Here is a 15,876-nt window from a genome sequence, read left to right on the forward strand (position 1 = left end):
GGGCTGTTCTTGGCGGCTTGAAAAAATTCTTGCTGATTTCGCGTCACGATTCGTGAGTTTCGCCCACTAAGAAGTTGGGTGCTCTATGCCCTGGTGCTGTCAGGAAAATTTGGCGCTTTTCTGCGTCACGAATGGTTATGGAAGCGCACAAGGCAACTGGGAGTAGCCTTCCGCATTTCACAGCCATCACGCGAGGATTCCAAGCTCGACCGGATCCCAGGCGTGGTCCAGACAGGCAAGAGAGCCAATGAAACATTCATATCCACGAAAGCTGTTGGCGGGTGCGCTCGCTACAGCCATAATTTCCCTGGGAGTGGGTGGTGCCATGGCGCCGCCAGCCCTGGCAACCACGCCGGGAACCCCAGGCGTCACCCAGCCAGGGACGCCGGTCTACACGGAGGATTTCTCCAACCAGAACGCGACAAGTAATGCCATCAGCCTCCTGAACTACACCGGAGGCGCCGCCGCCGCCAATGAGACGTACACGGCCGATACCCCGTATACGCCCGCCGGCGGGCAGTGCGACGGATGGATCCTCAACTCTTCAACACCAACGCCGCCAACCGACCTGGGTTGCTACAGGAACCAACCGGCAGGCTGGAACCAGATCCGGTCCATGGCTCAGGCGCTTGGCCTGGCTCAGGGCCAAACTGCTGCCCAAGCCGCCAGCAACCAGGCTCTCTCCGAGTACACCAACGCAAGCTCCGGCGTGATCGATCCCGGCGTGATGTTCCGGACGACAAAGAATTCCATCCCAGCCGTATCCGGCCACTACTACGCTGTCTCGGCGTACTTTGCGGAGGTTAACTGCCACGCGGCGCACGCCAGCGAGACTTTCAGCCTCCTGGTCAACGGCACACCGATCGTGCTGGGGACGGGTCTCGACCCCTGCGGCGGCAGCACCTCGCCGGAAGTCCAGGTCACCAAGCTGCAGTCCGGCGCGTTCAAGATTCCCGAGGGCACCTCGCCGTCGTTGGGCTTGGAGCTTCGCAACGAAGCAACCACCGGGTCGGGCAACGATGTGACCTTCGACCTTCCCCAGATCGTGGATGTAACGCCGCAGCTGGACAAAGCTTTCACGCCTGCCCTCATCGGGCCGGGTGGAACCTCCACGGTTACCCTGACCGTAACCAACACTGACGACGTCAAGGCCAAGAGCGACTGGTCCATTACGGATACCCTTCCGGCCGGGCTGGTTGTCGCAGCTACCCCCAATATTGGCGGGACCTGTGTTCAGGCTGCGGGCACTGCGCCGTTCGTCAAGACGGCGGTCGCCGGCGGCAATTCCATCTCTGTCACCGGCGGCGACCTCGCGGCCGGCATGGAGTCATGCACCATCACGGTCGACGTCACATCGGATACCGAAGGAACGTACATCAACGGTCCGGGAAACATCGTCACCAACCTGAACCCGCCGGCAGACGCGACACTCATTGTGCGTGCCCCCCGGATTACCTTGAGCAAGGCCCTGGACGCTCCGCGACTGTCTGATGCTGATCAGTTCACCATGGAGATCCGTTCGGGCTCTGCCACCGGCCAGGTTGTCAGCAACCCCGCCAACTCCACCACCAGTGGTTCCGGCTCCACCGTTTCCACCGGAACCGGCACCACGGGGAAGTACGTCGCTGACACTGGTGCCAGCTACTACCTGACCGAGTCGGGTGGCTCCAACTTGTCCGATTACGCGAAGACCATCACCTGTACAGATGCCAACGGACTGCAGGCCAATCTGCCAAGCGGCGTTGCATTTGAGGGAACCCTGGCGCTCGTACCTGTGGCCGGCGCCGACATTGACTGCGTGCTGACCAACACCGCGCAGTCGGCTCCTTCGATGACGTTCACCAAGAGCGCGGAAGCGTCCGGGATTCAGTCGCCGGCTGTAGTGGGCGACAAGATCACCTACACGTTCACGGCTACCAACACCGGAAATGTGGCGTTGACGGATGTTGTCATCACCGATCCGCTGGCTGGCCTCTCCACCCTGACGTACAGCTGGCCCGGCACCCCGGGTACTCTGCTTCCGGGCGAGACCGTCACCGCGATGGCAACCTACTCCATTACGCAGGCGGACATCGACGCAGGACACGTAGCCAACTCGGCCACCACCTCGGGTAATCCTCCGACCGGTCCGCCCGTCATCCCGCCGCCCGGCACCACCGACACTCCGCTGACTCCTGGCCCCGCCATGGAATTCAGCAAGTCGGCCGATGCATCCGACATTCAGAACCCGTCCGTCGTCGGCGACATCATCACCTACACCTTCACGGCGAAGAACACCGGCAACGTGAAGTTGAGCAACGTTTCCATCAATGACCCGCTGGCTGGCCTGTCGGCTCTGGTTTACTCCTGGCCGGGCACTCCAGGCGAGTTGCTCCCGGGCCAGACCGTCACGGCTACGGCGACTTATGCAATCACCCAGTCGGATATCGACGCCGGTCACGTTGCGAACACGGCAACCACCACGGGAACCCCTCCCACCGGTCCTGCTGTGACCCCGCCCCCTGCGGGCACCGATACACCGCTGACTCCTGGCCCGGCCATGGAGTTCACCAAGACGGCGGACGCTTCGGCTATCCGGAACCCCTCCGTCGTGGGTGACGTCATCACCTACACGTTCACTGCCAAGAACACCGGCAACGTGTCGTTGAAGAACGTTTCCATCACGGATCCGTTGGCTGGTCTGTCGGCTTTGGCTTACACCTGGCCGGGCACTCCGGGCGAGTTGCTCCCGGGCCAGACTGTGACGGCTACGGCAACGTACGCCATCACCCAGGCCGACATCGAGGCCGGCCACGTGGCTAACAGCGCCACGACGACGGGCACTCCTCCGTCCGGTCCTCCGGTGACGCCTCCTCCGGGAACGACGGACACTCCGTTGACCCCGGGTCCGGCCATGGAGCTCACCAAAACGGCGGATGACTCAGCTGTTCAGAACCCCACCAAGGTGGGCGACGTGATCACTTACACCTTCACGGCGAAGAACACCGGCAACGTGAAGTTGAGCAACGTCTCAATCACGGATCCGCTGGCTGGTTTGTCGGCTTTGGCTTACACCTGGCCGGGCACCGCGGGTGAACTGCTTCCGGGTCAGACCGTGACGGCAACGGCAAGCTACGCAGTGACCCAGGCGGACATCGAGGCCGGTCACGTTGCGAACACGGCAACCACCACCGGTACCCCTCCCAACGGTCCTGCCGTGACCCCGCCCCCTGCGGGCACCGATACACCGCTGACCCCTGGCCCGGCCATGGAGTTCACCAAGACGGCGGACGCATCCGAGGTCCAGTCGCCTTCGGTAGTTGGCGACAAGATCACCTACACGTTCACGGCGAAGAACACCGGCAATGTGAAGCTGAGCAACGTCTCAATCACGGATCCGCTGGCTGGTCTTTCGGCTTTGGCTTACACCTGGCCGGGCACTTCAGGTGAACTGCTTCCCGGTCAGACGGTGACGGCTACGGCAACGTATGCCATCACCCAGGCGGATATCGACGCCGGTCACGTGGCTAACAGCGCCACGACGACGGGCACTCCTCCGTCCGGTCCTCCGGTGACGCCTCCTCCGGGAACGACGGACACTCCGTTGACCCCGGCTCCGGCCATGGAGTTCACCAAGTCGGCTGACTCCTCAGCTGTTCAGAACCCCACCAAGGTGGGTGACGTGATCACGTACTCCTTCTCCGCGAAGAACACGGGCAACGTCACGTTGAAGAACGTCTCCATCTCGGATCCGCTGCCTGGTTTGTCTGCCCTGGCATACAACTGGCCGGGCACCCCGGGTGAACTGCTTCCGGGCCAGACCGTGACGGCTACGGCAACGTACGCGGTGACGCAGGCGGATATCGACGCCGGCCATGTCGCCAACAGCGCCACGACGACGGGCACTCCTCCGTCCGGTCCTCCGGTCACGCCCCCTCCGGGAACGACGGATACCCCGTTGACCCCGGCTCCGGCGATGGAGTTCACCAAGTCGGCGGATGCCTCCGGCATCCAGAACCCTTCTGTTGTAGGTGACATCATCACCTACACGTTCACGGCCAAGAACACGGGCAACGTGAAGTTGAGCAACGTTTCCATCACTGACCCGCTGGCTGGTCTGTCAGCTTTGGCTTACACCTGGCCGGGTACTGCCGGTGAGTTGCTTCCGGGCCAGACCGTCACGGCTACGGCAACGTATGCAATCACCCAGGCTGATATCGACGCCGGTCATGTCGCCAACAGCGCCACCACCACTGGTACTCCGCCGTCCGGTCCTCCGGTCACGCCTCCTCCGGGAACGACGGACACCCCGTTGACCCCGGCTCCGGCAATGGAGTTCACCAAGACGGCGGACGCCTCCGGTATCCAGAACCCGTCCGTAGTAGGTGACCGCATCATCTACACCTTCACGGCGAAGAACACCGGCAACGTGAAGTTGAGCAACGTTTCCATCACTGACCCGCTGGCTGGTCTGTCGGCTCTGGCTTACACCTGGCCGGGAACTCCCGGCGAGTTGCTCCCGGGCCAGACCGTCACGGCTACGGCAACGTACGCCATCACGCAGGCGGATATCGACGCCGGCCATGTCGCCAACAGCGCCACCACCACTGGTACTCCGCCGTCCGGTCCTCCGGTCACGCCTCCTCCGGGAACGACGGACACCCCGTTGACCCCGGCTCCGGCGATGGAGTTCACCAAGTCTGCTGACTCCTCGGCGATCCAGGATCCGTCGGTTGTGGGTGACATCATCACCTACACGTTCACGGCCAAGAACACCGGCAACGTCACGTTGAAGAACGTTTCCATCACTGACCCGTTGGCTGGGTTGTCTGCCCTGAGCTACGTTTGGCCGGGCACTCCGGGCGAGCTGCTTCCGGGTCAGACGGTGACGGCTACGGCAACGTATGCCATTACCCAGGCTGACATCAATGCAGGTCATGTGGTGAACTCGGCCACGACGACGGGCACCCCGCCTGTTGGTCCTCCGGTGACGCCTCCTCCGGGAACGACGGACACTCCGTTGACCCCGGCTCCGGCCATGCAGTTCACCAAGTCAGCTGATACGTCGGCCGTCAAGGATCCTTCCATGGTCGGTGACGTGATCACGTATAGCTTCACGGCGAAGAACACCGGCAACGTGAACCTGAGCAACGTTTCCATCACGGATCCCTTGGCTGGGTTGTCCGCCCTGAACTACGTTTGGCCGGGTACTCCGGGCGAGCTGCTTCCGGGCCAGACCGTCAAGGCTACGGCAACGTATGCCATCACCCAGTCGGATATCGACGCCGGCCATGTCGCCAACAGCGCCACCACCACTGGTACTCCGCCGTCCGGTCCTCCGGTCACGCCTCCTCCGGGAACGACGGACACTCCGTTGACCCCCGAGCCGGGCATGGAGTTCACCAAGACGGCGGATGCCTCGGCAATCCAGAACCCCACCAAGGTGGGCGACGTGATCACGTATTCCTTCTCCGCGAAGAACACGGGCAACGTCACGCTGAAGAACGTGACCATCACGGATCAGTTGGCTGGTCTCTCGGCTTTGGTCTACTCCTGGCCGGGAACTCCCGGCGAGTTGCTTCCGGGCCAGACCGTGACGGCTACGGCAACGTACGCGGTGACGCAGGCGGATATCGAGGCGGGCCACGTTGCGAACTCGGCCACCACTACTGGTACTCCTCCCACCGGTCCTCCGGTGACGCCTCCTCCGGGAACGACGGATACCCCGTTGACCCCTGCTCCGGCGATGGAGTTCACCAAGTCGGCGGATGCCTCGGCTGTTCAGAACCCCGCCGAAGTGGGCGACGTGATCACTTACACGTTCACGGCGAAGAACAGTGGCAACGTCACGCTGAAGAACGTGGCAATCACGGATCCGTTGGCTGGCTTGTCGGCGTTGACGTACACCTGGCCCGGTGCTGCAGGAATCCTGCTGCCCGGTGAGACGGTGACGGCTACGGCAACCTACGCGGTGACGCAGGCGGATATCGACGCCGGCCATGTCGCCAACAGCGCCACGACGACGGGCACTCCGCCGTCCGGTCCTCCGGTCACGCCCCCTCCGGGAACGACGGACACCCCGTTGACCCCGGCTCCGGCGATGGAGTTCACCAAGACGGCGGACGCCTCGGGGGTCCAGAACCCCACCAAGGTGGGTGACATCGTCAAGTACGCATTCACGGCGAAGAACACGGGCAACGTCACGTTGAAGAACGTGACCATCACGGATCAGCTGGCTGGGTTGTCGGCTCTGAGCTACAACTGGCCGGGAACTCCCGGCGAGTTGCTTCCGGGCCAGACCGTGACGGCTACGGCAACGTACGCGGTGACGCAGGCGGATATCGAGGCGGGCCACGTTGCGAACTCGGCCACCACTACTGGTACTCCTCCCACCGGTCCTCCGGTGACGCCTCCTCCGGGAACGACGGATACCCCGTTGACCCCTGCTCCGGCGATGGAGTTCACCAAGTCGGCGGATGCCTCGGCTGTTCAGAACCCCGCCGAAGTGGGCGACGTGATCACTTACACGTTCACGGCGAAGAACAGTGGCAACGTCACGCTGAAGAACGTGGCAATCACGGATCCGTTGGCTGGCTTGTCGGCGTTGACGTACACCTGGCCCGGTGCTGCAGGAATCCTGCTGCCCGGTGAGACGGTGACGGCTACGGCAACCTACGCGGTGACGCAGGCGGATATCGACGCCGGCCATGTCGCCAACAGCGCCACGACGACGGGCACTCCGCCGTCCGGTCCTCCGGTCACGCCCCCTCCGGGAACGACGGACACCCCGTTGACCCCGGCTCCGGCGATGGAGTTCACCAAGACGGCGGACGCCTCGGGGGTCCAGAACCCCACCAAGGTGGGTGACATCGTCAAGTACGCATTCACGGCGAAGAACACGGGCAACGTCACGTTGAAGAACGTGACCATCACGGATCAGCTGGCTGGGTTGTCGGCTCTGAGCTACAACTGGCCGGGCACCGCGGGTGAGCTGCTTCCGGGTCAGACAGTGACGGCTACGGCAACGTACGCCATCACGCAGTCCGACATTGATGCAGGCCACGTCGCGAACAGCGCTACCACCACCGGTACTCCTCCGTCCGGTCCTCCGGTGACGCCTCCTCCGGGAACGACGGATACCCCGTTGACCCCGGCTCCGGCAATGGAGTTCACCAAGTCTGCCGATGATTCCGCAGTTCATGACCCGTCGAAGGCCGGTGACCTGATCACTTACACCTTCACGGCGAAGAACACCGGCAACGTCACGTTGAAGAATGTGGTCATTGATGATCCCCTGGCTGGCCTCTCGGCTTTGACGTACAGCTGGCCCGGTGCAGCAGGAACCCTGCTTCCCGGTGAGACAGTGACGGCTACGGCAACGTACGCCATCACCCAGGCGGACATCGACGCCGGCCACGTCGCCAACTCGGCCACGACCACGGGCACTCCTCCCGTTGGTCCGCCGGTAACGCCGCCTCCGGGTGAAACGGACACTCCGTTGACCCCGGCTCCGGGCATGGAGTTCACCAAGACGGCTGACGCCTCCGCTGTTCACTCGCCTTCCAAGGTCGGTGACCTGATCACTTACACCTTCACGGCGAAGAACACAGGGAACGTCACGTTGACCAACGTCTCCATCGACGACCCCCTGGCTGGACTCTCTGCGCTGAGCTACACGTGGCCCGGTGCAGCAGGAACCCTTCTTCCGGGTCAAACGGTGACGGCTACGGCAACGTATGCCATCACCCAGGCGGACATCAATGCCGGTCACGTCGCCAACTCGGCCACCACCACGGGAACTCCTCCTACCGGTCCCTCGGTGACGCCTCCTCCGGGTACCACGGACACTCCGTTGACCCCGGCGGCAGGTTTGGAGTTCACCAAGACGGCTGACGCTTCTGCGGTAGGTGATCCCACCCATGTGGGTGATCTGATCACTTACACGTTCACGGTGAAGAACACCGGAAACGTTCCGCTGAAGGGCGTTGTGGTCAACGACTCCATGCCTGGTCTGTCTGCCTTGAACTACGCCTGGCCCGGTGATGCGGGAGTCCTGCTCCCCGGCCAGACGGTGACGGCTACGGCGACGTACGCCATCACGCAGGCGGATATCAACGCAGGCAAGGTGGCCAACACGGCAACTGCCACCGGCATTCCGCCCGCGGGACCGCCGGTGAGCACGCCACCTGCAACGGCTGAAGTGACCTTCCCGCCGACCGTCCCGCCGGCCGCGCCGTCGGCGTCGGCGTCGGATCAGTCCGGAGGGTCGCTGGCCAGCACTGGTGTCGTTCTCACCGTGCTGCCCATCAGCCTTCTGGTGGTTGGCGCGGGTCTCTTCCTGTTCCTCGCTGGGCGCCGCAAGCGTTCCGAGGCCTAGGTAGCAGTGTGCGTGGCAGCCGGGTTCACAGCCCGGCTGCCACGCACACGTCCGTTCATTTACACATCACGAAAGATCCAGGTAGCCATCACATGAAGAAATCAGTCGCGGGCCTCGTGGGCGTGCTGGTTGCAGTCTCGGCACTGTCCGCTTGCTCTTCGCCGCAAAGCAGCGAAGCGGGCAATCCGCCGTCGTCGACCACAACCCAAGCCGCCACCACAGGCGAGGCAAAGCCGGCGAACCCGGGCACTGGCATCATCGAGGCAACCTCCATGACCTCCTGTGACACGGCGCCCGGGAAGGTGACGGCCAAAGGGACGGTGACTCCTCCGGCCCGTGCCAAAGGAGCAGTCAAGATCACCGTCAGCTGGGTGGATTCAAAGACTTCTGCCGTGCTTGCCCGTGGAGAGCAGACCTTCAAGGATGCCGCAGCAGACAAAGCTCTCGACTGGACCATCAACGCAGAAGTCTCCAAGCCAGGGGTGGACGTCAAGTGCGTCCTCGGGGCTACGGTGCTCTAGCGCGCGGCTCCAGCAGCCGGTCTCAAGCAGCCGGGACCGCTGTTCCTTTGGAGAAGCGGCCAACCAGGTATCCACTACCCGGTTGGCCGCTTTTTTTGCCACTGGATGGCATGCCAAAAGAGAAGCCCTGCCGTGAGAAGAACGCCGCCCAGGAGCGCGTAGGGAGCGTTCGACAACATCATGTACGTGAACTGGGCCGTTGAGGCAGATTGATACGTCGCCGGAGCGGGCCCGACCAAGGCCGCGGCGGCGGTGGCAATGGCCCAGATCCCCACCCACAGCAAGCCTGCGTCAAGAACCCAGAGGGCGATGATGAAGGGGTTCACGGACAGGCGCCTGGGCGGCGGGCCTGCTGTCTCCGGAACATGCGGGCTGACTGCCTGTACGGCATTGCCATGCTCGTCGATTTCGCGGAAACCGATCCGCTCGTGAACGTGGTCTTTCATGGGTCCCCCAACCGCGGAATGTCCTTGTTCCTGCACTCTACTCCCCGTAGATCCGAGGTTGGGGTACCGGCTCTTGAAGGACCTAAATACCCGCCGTCTCCGCCGAAAGCGGCCGTATTCTCCACGCAAAACCCCGTCCGTAAAAGTCAATGACGGAGCGATCTTGCCGTTGTGGACCCAGAAACCGCCTTCCGAGCGAAATAGGTCACAAAAGTTTGACGGAAAGGCTTACCTAAGTAAGGCTTACCTTGCTAACAAGCGCCCCAACGCAAACGGAAGGAAGCTGACGTGACGTCACCCAGTGTCGAAGAGCGGATCGCTCAGGAACCGGATTTTGGTTCCAAGGTGGAGCTGGCCCTCGCTGCCACAAACCAGCTGTTCAACGCCCGCAATTCGCCCAGCTACGTGGCGCAGGTGCTTCAGGGAGTCAACGCCGTCTCCACTAAGGTCCAACGGACCGCCCGGCCCTTCACTGGTGTGGGGCATGCAGATCTCAAAGCGAAGGTCGGCGCGGTTGACCTTGAGCGTCCGTTGCCTGACACCGCTGCCGCCCTGGAGGAACTCGATGAGCTTTACCTCAAGGACGCTGTCTACTTCCACGACTCCCGCTACGCAGCGCACTTGAACTGCCCCGTGGTCATCCCCGCGTTGGTGGGTGAAGCAGTGCTCTCGGCCGTGAACTCTTCCATGGACACCTGGGACCAGAGCGCGGGTGCCACCATGATCGAGCGTCGCCTTATCGATTGGACCGCTGAGCGCATCGGCTTCAACGCGGAGGCTGATGGCGTCTTCACCTCAGGTGGCAGCCAGTCCAACTTCCAGGCCTTGCTGATCGCCCGCAACCACGCCGTCTCCAAGCTGCGGGCCGCGAACGGGGACGCCCGCCTGCCGCACCTTTTGGACCGGCTGCGGATCTTCACCTCCGCGGACAGCCACTTCAGCATCCAGAAGTCGGCTTCCATGCTGGGCCTCGGTTTCGACGCCGTCATCGCGATTCCTAGTGCCGAAGACCACCGCATGGACCCCGCCGCGCTTGCGGCCGCTTTGGCGGAAGCTCACGACGCCGGTCTGGTACCCATGGCCGTCGTGGCCACCGCCGGGACCACGGACTTCGGCTCGGTTGACCCGCTCTCCGAGCTCGCCGCACTGGTCCGCGCCTACGATTCCTGGCTGCATATCGATGCGGCCTACGGCGGAGGCCTGATCGTTTCCGGGCGTTACCGGCACCTTTTGGACGGTATCCACCTGGCCGATTCCGTCACTGTGGACTTCCATAAGACCTTCTTCCAGCCGGTCAGCTCCAGTGCGGTCCTGGTCCGTAACGGTTCCATGCTTGGCCACGTCACCTACTACGCGGACTACCTCAACCCTGAGAGCGCCGCGAAGGCCGAGATCCCCAACCAGGTGGACAAGAGCATCCAGACCACACGCCGTTTCGATGCCCTGAAGCTATGGCTCACGCTGCGCATCATGGGCGCGGACGCCATTGGTGCGCTCTTCGACGAGGCCATTGACCTGACGGGCCGCGTGGGCATGCTGCTGGCTGACGACCCTGAATTCGAGCTCGCGGCAGCACCGCAGCTGAGCACCCTCGTGTTCCGGTACCGCCCCGAGGTTGAGGGTTCACGACTGGCCGAAGACGCGGCAGACATCCTCAACCCAGCCATCCGTGCGGCCATCTTCGCCTCGGGTGAGGCTGTCGTTGCCGGAACCAAGGTCGCCGGACGCCACTACCTGAAATTCACCCTCCTCAACGCAGAAGCCAGCCTGGGGGACATCCACGAAATCATCGAACTGATCCGCAGGACCGGCGCCAGCCTCCTCGCAAACACCACGGAGGAAGCAGCATGAGCACCCCTGACAACGGCAGGATCTACGACGTCGCAGGCATCGGCGTCGGGCCCTTCAACCTGGGGCTGGCCGCGCTGAGTGAGCCGCTGGAAGACTTGGACTGCGTGTTCCTGGACCGCCGTGAGTCCTTCGACTGGCACCCGGGCATGATGCTTGAGCCGGCGCACTTGCAGGTTCCTTTCATGGCTGACCTCGTCACCCTTGCCGACCCGACGTCGCCTTTCTCTTTCCTGAACTTCCTGAAGCAGACGGGCCGTTTGTACCGCTTCTACATCCGGGAGAATTTCTACCCGTTGCGCGCCGAGTACAACCAGTACTGCCAGTGGGTTGCGGGCCAGCTTGAGTCCGTTTGTTTTAGCACGGATGTGCTGGATATCAGCTACGACGACGGCGTGTACCGCCTTTCGGTGCAGGGACCGGATGGCGCTGAGGTGCTTCGCGCCCGTCGACTGGTCCTTGGCACCGGAACGTCCCCGTACATTCCGGACTCCTGTGCAGGAATAGTGCACGCCGGGGGACTCGTCCTCCACAACGCCGACTACCTGTCGAGGAAGAGTGAGCTGCAGTCCAAGCGCAGCATCACCATCGTGGGCAGCGGCCAGAGCGCTGCGGAGCTCTACTACGAACTCCTTCAGGAAATCGACGTCTACGGCTACCAGCTGAACTGGGTCACCCGCTCCGGGCGCTTCTTCCCGCTGGAGTACACCAAGCTCACGCTCGAGATGACGTCTCCGGAGTACGTCGACTACTTCCACTCGCTGCCGGGCGAGCAGCGCGATTCACTGATCAAGAGCCAGAAGAACCTGTACAAGGGCATCAACTCGGACCTGATCGACGACATCTACGACCTCCTCTACACCAAGAGCCTCTCCGGCATGGTGGACTCGCAGCTGCACACCCATTCGACACTGACCGCAGCGGCGTGGGACGCGGCGACGGGCACCCACACCCTCCAGCTGCACCACGAGGAACACGGCCGCGACTACAGCCTCGAGTCCGAAGCCGTGGTCCTGGCGACCGGCTACAGCTACAAGGAACCTGCCTTCCTGGGCGGCATCCACGACCGCATCCGCCGCGACTCCAAGGGCCGCTTCGACGTCGAGCGCAACTATGGAACCGGCGTCGAACCCGGCGAGATCTTCGTCCAGAACGCGGAGCTCCACACTCACGGTTTCGTGACTCCGGACCTTGGCATGGCCGCCTACCGCAACTCCTGCATCCTGCGCGAAATTACCGGACGCGAGGTCTACCCGATCGAGCGCAGCATCGCCTTCCAGCAGTTTGGAGCGCCCGCTCCCGTGCCGGCCGGCGTCCCGGAGAACGCCGGGGTGACGGCATGAGCTTCACCTTCCGCGCTGTGGACCCCGTAGCCGACGCACCTGTCCTTCACAGCTGGGTGAGCCAGGAGTATGCCCGCTTCTGGGGAATGGTTTCGGCCACTGAGCAGGACGTTGTGGAGGAATACTCAAAGATCGCCGCCTCCGGTCACCACCAAGCGTTCCTGGGACTCGACGACGGCGTCCCCGCCTTCCTGATGGAGCGGTACCGTCCGGAGTCCTCGCCGCTGGCGGACGTTTACGACGTCCAGCCCGGCGATGTTGGCATGCACCTGCTGGTGTCGCCGCCGGTCGGTGAGCCGCAACCGGGCTACACCACGGCCGTTATGCAGTCCGTGATGACGGAACTGTTCGCGGACCCCGCAACCCGGCGGATCGTCGTCGAGCCTGACGCCCGCAACCACAAGATCCATGTCCTCAACGAAAAGGTGGGCTTCCGCCCGCGCGGCGTGGTGACCCTGCCCGCCGTCGACCCTGCCGAAGACCACAAAAAGGCTCTGTTGAGCTTCTGCGCCCGCGAGGATTTCCTCGCCACCCTGACCCCGATTCTGGCCGCGCCTGCCGCGGCGACCAGAGGAGAATCCCTGTGACCACCACTGCCGACAAAGCGACGACCACCGCCGTTGATTCCGTGTCGCACTTGACCCCTGAACGCTGGGCGGCAGCAAACCGCCATCTGGTTCGCAAGGCAATCGCGGAGTTCTCGCACGAACGCATCCTGGTGCCGGAGCTTATTCGCGATGAAGGCGCCGGCATTGGGCTTTACCGCGTAATGAGCGACGATGACGCCACCGAATACCGTTTCCGTGCACGGCTGCTGCAGCTTGAGCACTGGTCTGTTTTCGCCGACTCCATAGTGCGCCTGCGCGACGGCGGGGAGTTGCCCATTGACGCCTTGGACTTCATCGCCGAGTTTCACGAGGCACTGGCCATCCGGATGGAAATGCTGCCGGTGTACCTCGAGGAGATCAGCAGCACGCTGGCCAGCCACGCGTATAAGCAGGGCAAGCCGTTCAGCTCGGCCGAGCTGGCAGCGGGCATCACGGGCGGGACCGACCCGGCCGCTGACTTCCAGGCCATTGAGCACAGCATGACCGAAGGCCACCCCTGTTTCGTGGCCAACAACGGCCGGCTTGGTTTCGGGATCGCGGACTACCATGCGTTCGCGCCGGAAACCGGGGCAACCGTCAAGCTTCAATGGATCGCAGTGCACCGCAGCAAGGCAGTTTTCACCTCGAGCGCGGGGCTGGACTACCGGACACACTTCGAAGCTGAACTCGGGCCGGCCACCTTGGCGTGGTTCAACGCAGAGCTATCCGCGTCCGGCCTGGATCCCGAGGACTATCTCCTCATGCCGGTCCATCCGTGGCAGTGGGACAACAAGCTCACCGTGACGTTCGCGGCAGAAATCGCCCAGCGACACATCGTGAACCTGGGTACGGGGGAGGACAACTACCAGGCGCAGCAGTCCATCCGTACGTTCTTCAACACCACCTCACCGGAGAAGGCGTACGTGAAGACGGCCATGTCCGTATTGAACATGGGCTTCATGCGTGGCCTGTCTCCGCTGTACATGAAGGCAACGCCGGCCATCAACGACTGGCTTCAGGAACTGATCGGCAATGACCAGGAGCTCCAGAGCCGGGGCCTGGCCATGATCCGTGAAACCGCTGCCATCGGTTATCACAACCACTACTACGAGGCGGCTTCCGCCAAGGGTTCGCCCTACCGCAAGATGCTCTCGGCCCTGTGGAGGGAGAGTCCGCTGCCGATGCTCAAGGACGGGCAACAGCTGGCCACCATGGCTTCATTGCTGCACGTGGATTTGTCCGGGAACTCCGTGGTTTCGGCCCTGATTTCCCGGTCCGGCCTGGCGCCCACCGAATGGCTTCGCCGCTACTTCGAGGCCTACCTGGTGCCGCTGGTCCACTGTCTCTATGAGTACGAGCTCGCCTTCATGCCGCACGGGGAGAACGTGATCCTGATCCTCGAAAACGGCGTGCCCGTCCGGGCGATCATGAAGGACATCGCCGAGGAAATCGTTGTCATGGGGGACCGGCTGGAGCTGCCGGATGAAGTCTCGCGCATCAAGGCCGAGATCCCTGCCGAGGAAATGGTCCTGGCCATCTTCACGGACGTCTTTGACTGCATCTTCCGCTTCCTGTCCGCGGTTCTCGTGGAGGACGGGACACTGGCCGAGGACGAATTCTGGGAGACTGCGGCTTCCGTGCTTCGCGAATACCAACAGCGCCACCCGGAGCTTGCAGACCAGTTCGCCATGCACGACCTGTTCGCGGCGGATTTCGAGCTGTCCTGCCTCAACCGTCTCCAGCTCCGGAACAACCAGCAGATGCTTGACATCTCGGACCCTTCCGGAGGGCTGCAAATGGCCGGCCGCTTGACCAACCCCTTGGCGGGAAGACACGGGGATGCTGTTTCGCTGTCAGCAAAATCTGGAATCACTGGTCCATCACGGTCATAGGCATCCCGAGGCCTGGAGGCCCGAATTTCCGCCTGCAGTGGTTCGGAAACCTTCGGATCCGCTTGTGGCCGCAGAATATTTCACGGGTTGCCAAACACTGCAAGTCACACGGCCCAGCGACAAAACCCGGGAACGATGTGCCCTCCGGATTTTGCTAGGTTCAGTTTTGTCCAGTGAATGGATTAGTTCGACCATCTATCTCTTTGGGGGGAGGTAAAAAATATGGAGAACCAACTGGCTCAGATTGAGCAGCTTGATGAACTCGACGCACCCGGCTGGGGCGAGTGGGTTGCCGGAATCGGCGTAGGCGCAGTTGTTGGCGGCGGCCTGATTTACGGCGGAATCGCCATCGGCGTTGCGATCACCTGACACAGGAGATTGACCTTCCAGACCGTCAGACATGAAGCCTATGGGGAGGTGAAATGGAAACCACTCTTGATGTGAACAGCGAATTCAGTGCCCTCGTTGCCGGAATTGAACCCTTGGAGTCGCTTGACGCGGCTTGGAACTGGGGAGAATTCTTCGGCGGCGTGGCGATCGGAGTCGGTGCTGCAGGCGTTGTCGCCGGCGGCATCGGCATCGGCGTAGCCATCACCTAGGAAATGACAGTACTTGTGGGGGCCGGGCATTGTGATTCGGCCCCCACAGGCATTGTCCAAACATCAATCTGCAGAAAGAGTGACGACGCGAATGACTCAAAGCAAGGCATTCATCCCGCTCATCGCCGTACTTGGTGCATTGGTTGCCATCATGGGCGGCCTCACCGCGATGCTCGCGGCAACCGGAAACCAGCCAGTGCTTTTCGGCCTCACCTTGGCTATTGGCATGATCTTGCTTGTTGTGCTGGGCATCTTCATCGGACTCCTAAGAAAGCGCAGCTGAC

Annotated in this window: 10 protein-coding genes; 9 read left to right on the plus strand and 1 reads right to left on the minus strand. The window is 62.7% G+C overall.

All coding sequences use genetic code 11. The features are described from left to right. The first annotated feature begins 247 nt into the window (after positions 1 to 247). Together ACNAOU_RS01335 and ACNAOU_RS01340 are read left to right on the plus strand one after the other, a co-directional pair. Positions 248 to 8,356, plus strand: coding sequence for a DUF7507 domain-containing protein (locus tag ACNAOU_RS01335; RefSeq protein WP_422757848.1), 8,109 nt, complete (start codon positions 248 to 250; stop codon positions 8,354 to 8,356). Between the two features lie 92 nt (positions 8,357 to 8,448). Then, complete coding sequence (locus ACNAOU_RS01340) at positions 8,449 to 8,877, plus strand: hypothetical protein (protein WP_055977230.1); 429 nt, start codon at positions 8,449 to 8,451, stop codon at positions 8,875 to 8,877. Positions 8,878 to 8,951: 74 nt separating this feature from the next. Here the strand turns inward: ACNAOU_RS01340 and ACNAOU_RS01345 are convergent, their stop codons facing one another. Continuing rightward, a complete protein-coding gene (locus ACNAOU_RS01345) occupies positions 8,952 to 9,323 on the minus strand; it encodes a hypothetical protein (protein ID WP_275777424.1) in 372 nt (123 codons plus the stop codon). A 288-nt stretch (positions 9,324 to 9,611) separates the two neighbouring features. Here ACNAOU_RS01345 and ACNAOU_RS01350 point away from each other — a divergent pair, with 288 nt between their 5' ends. The 7 genes from ACNAOU_RS01350 (at position 9,612) to ACNAOU_RS01380 (ending at position 15,875) form a co-directional block, all read left to right on the plus strand. Continuing rightward, on the plus strand, positions 9,612 to 11,174 hold the full coding sequence (locus ACNAOU_RS01350; protein WP_422757849.1) for a pyridoxal phosphate-dependent decarboxylase family protein: 1,563 nt from the start codon (positions 9,612 to 9,614) through the stop codon (positions 11,172 to 11,174). Continuing rightward, on the plus strand, positions 11,171 to 12,514 hold the full coding sequence (locus ACNAOU_RS01355) for a lysine N(6)-hydroxylase/L-ornithine N(5)-oxygenase family protein (RefSeq protein ID WP_422757850.1): 1,344 nt from the start codon (positions 11,171 to 11,173) through the stop codon (positions 12,512 to 12,514). Before ACNAOU_RS01350 ends, ACNAOU_RS01355 begins: the two co-directional genes overlap by 4 nt. Next, entirely contained in the window at positions 12,511 to 13,101 is a 591-nt protein-coding gene (locus tag ACNAOU_RS01360) for a GNAT family N-acetyltransferase (protein ID WP_079582630.1), read from the plus strand. The genes ACNAOU_RS01355 and ACNAOU_RS01360 overlap by 4 nt, the downstream gene beginning before the upstream one ends. After that, a complete protein-coding gene (locus ACNAOU_RS01365) occupies positions 13,098 to 14,993 on the plus strand; it encodes an IucA/IucC family protein (protein ID WP_275777431.1) in 1,896 nt (631 codons plus the stop codon). The genes ACNAOU_RS01360 and ACNAOU_RS01365 overlap by 4 nt, the downstream gene beginning before the upstream one ends. A gap of 222 nt (positions 14,994 to 15,215) precedes the next feature. Continuing rightward, the gene (locus ACNAOU_RS01370; protein WP_018778973.1) at positions 15,216 to 15,362 is read left to right on the plus strand and encodes a hypothetical protein; all 147 of its coding nucleotides are present in this window, start codon (positions 15,216 to 15,218) and stop codon (positions 15,360 to 15,362) included. A 53-nt stretch (positions 15,363 to 15,415) separates the two neighbouring features. Beyond that, entirely contained in the window at positions 15,416 to 15,592 is a 177-nt protein-coding gene (locus ACNAOU_RS01375; RefSeq protein WP_018778972.1) for a hypothetical protein, read from the plus strand. Between the two features lie 91 nt (positions 15,593 to 15,683). After that, on the plus strand, positions 15,684 to 15,875 hold the full coding sequence (locus ACNAOU_RS01380; protein ID WP_018778971.1) for a hypothetical protein: 192 nt from the start codon (positions 15,684 to 15,686) through the stop codon (positions 15,873 to 15,875). Position 15,876 lies beyond the last annotated feature (1 nt).

It is taken from the genome of Paenarthrobacter sp. C1 (assembly GCF_049315185.1).
Taxonomy (GTDB): Bacteria; Actinomycetota; Actinomycetes; order Actinomycetales; family Micrococcaceae; genus Arthrobacter; species Arthrobacter nicotinovorans.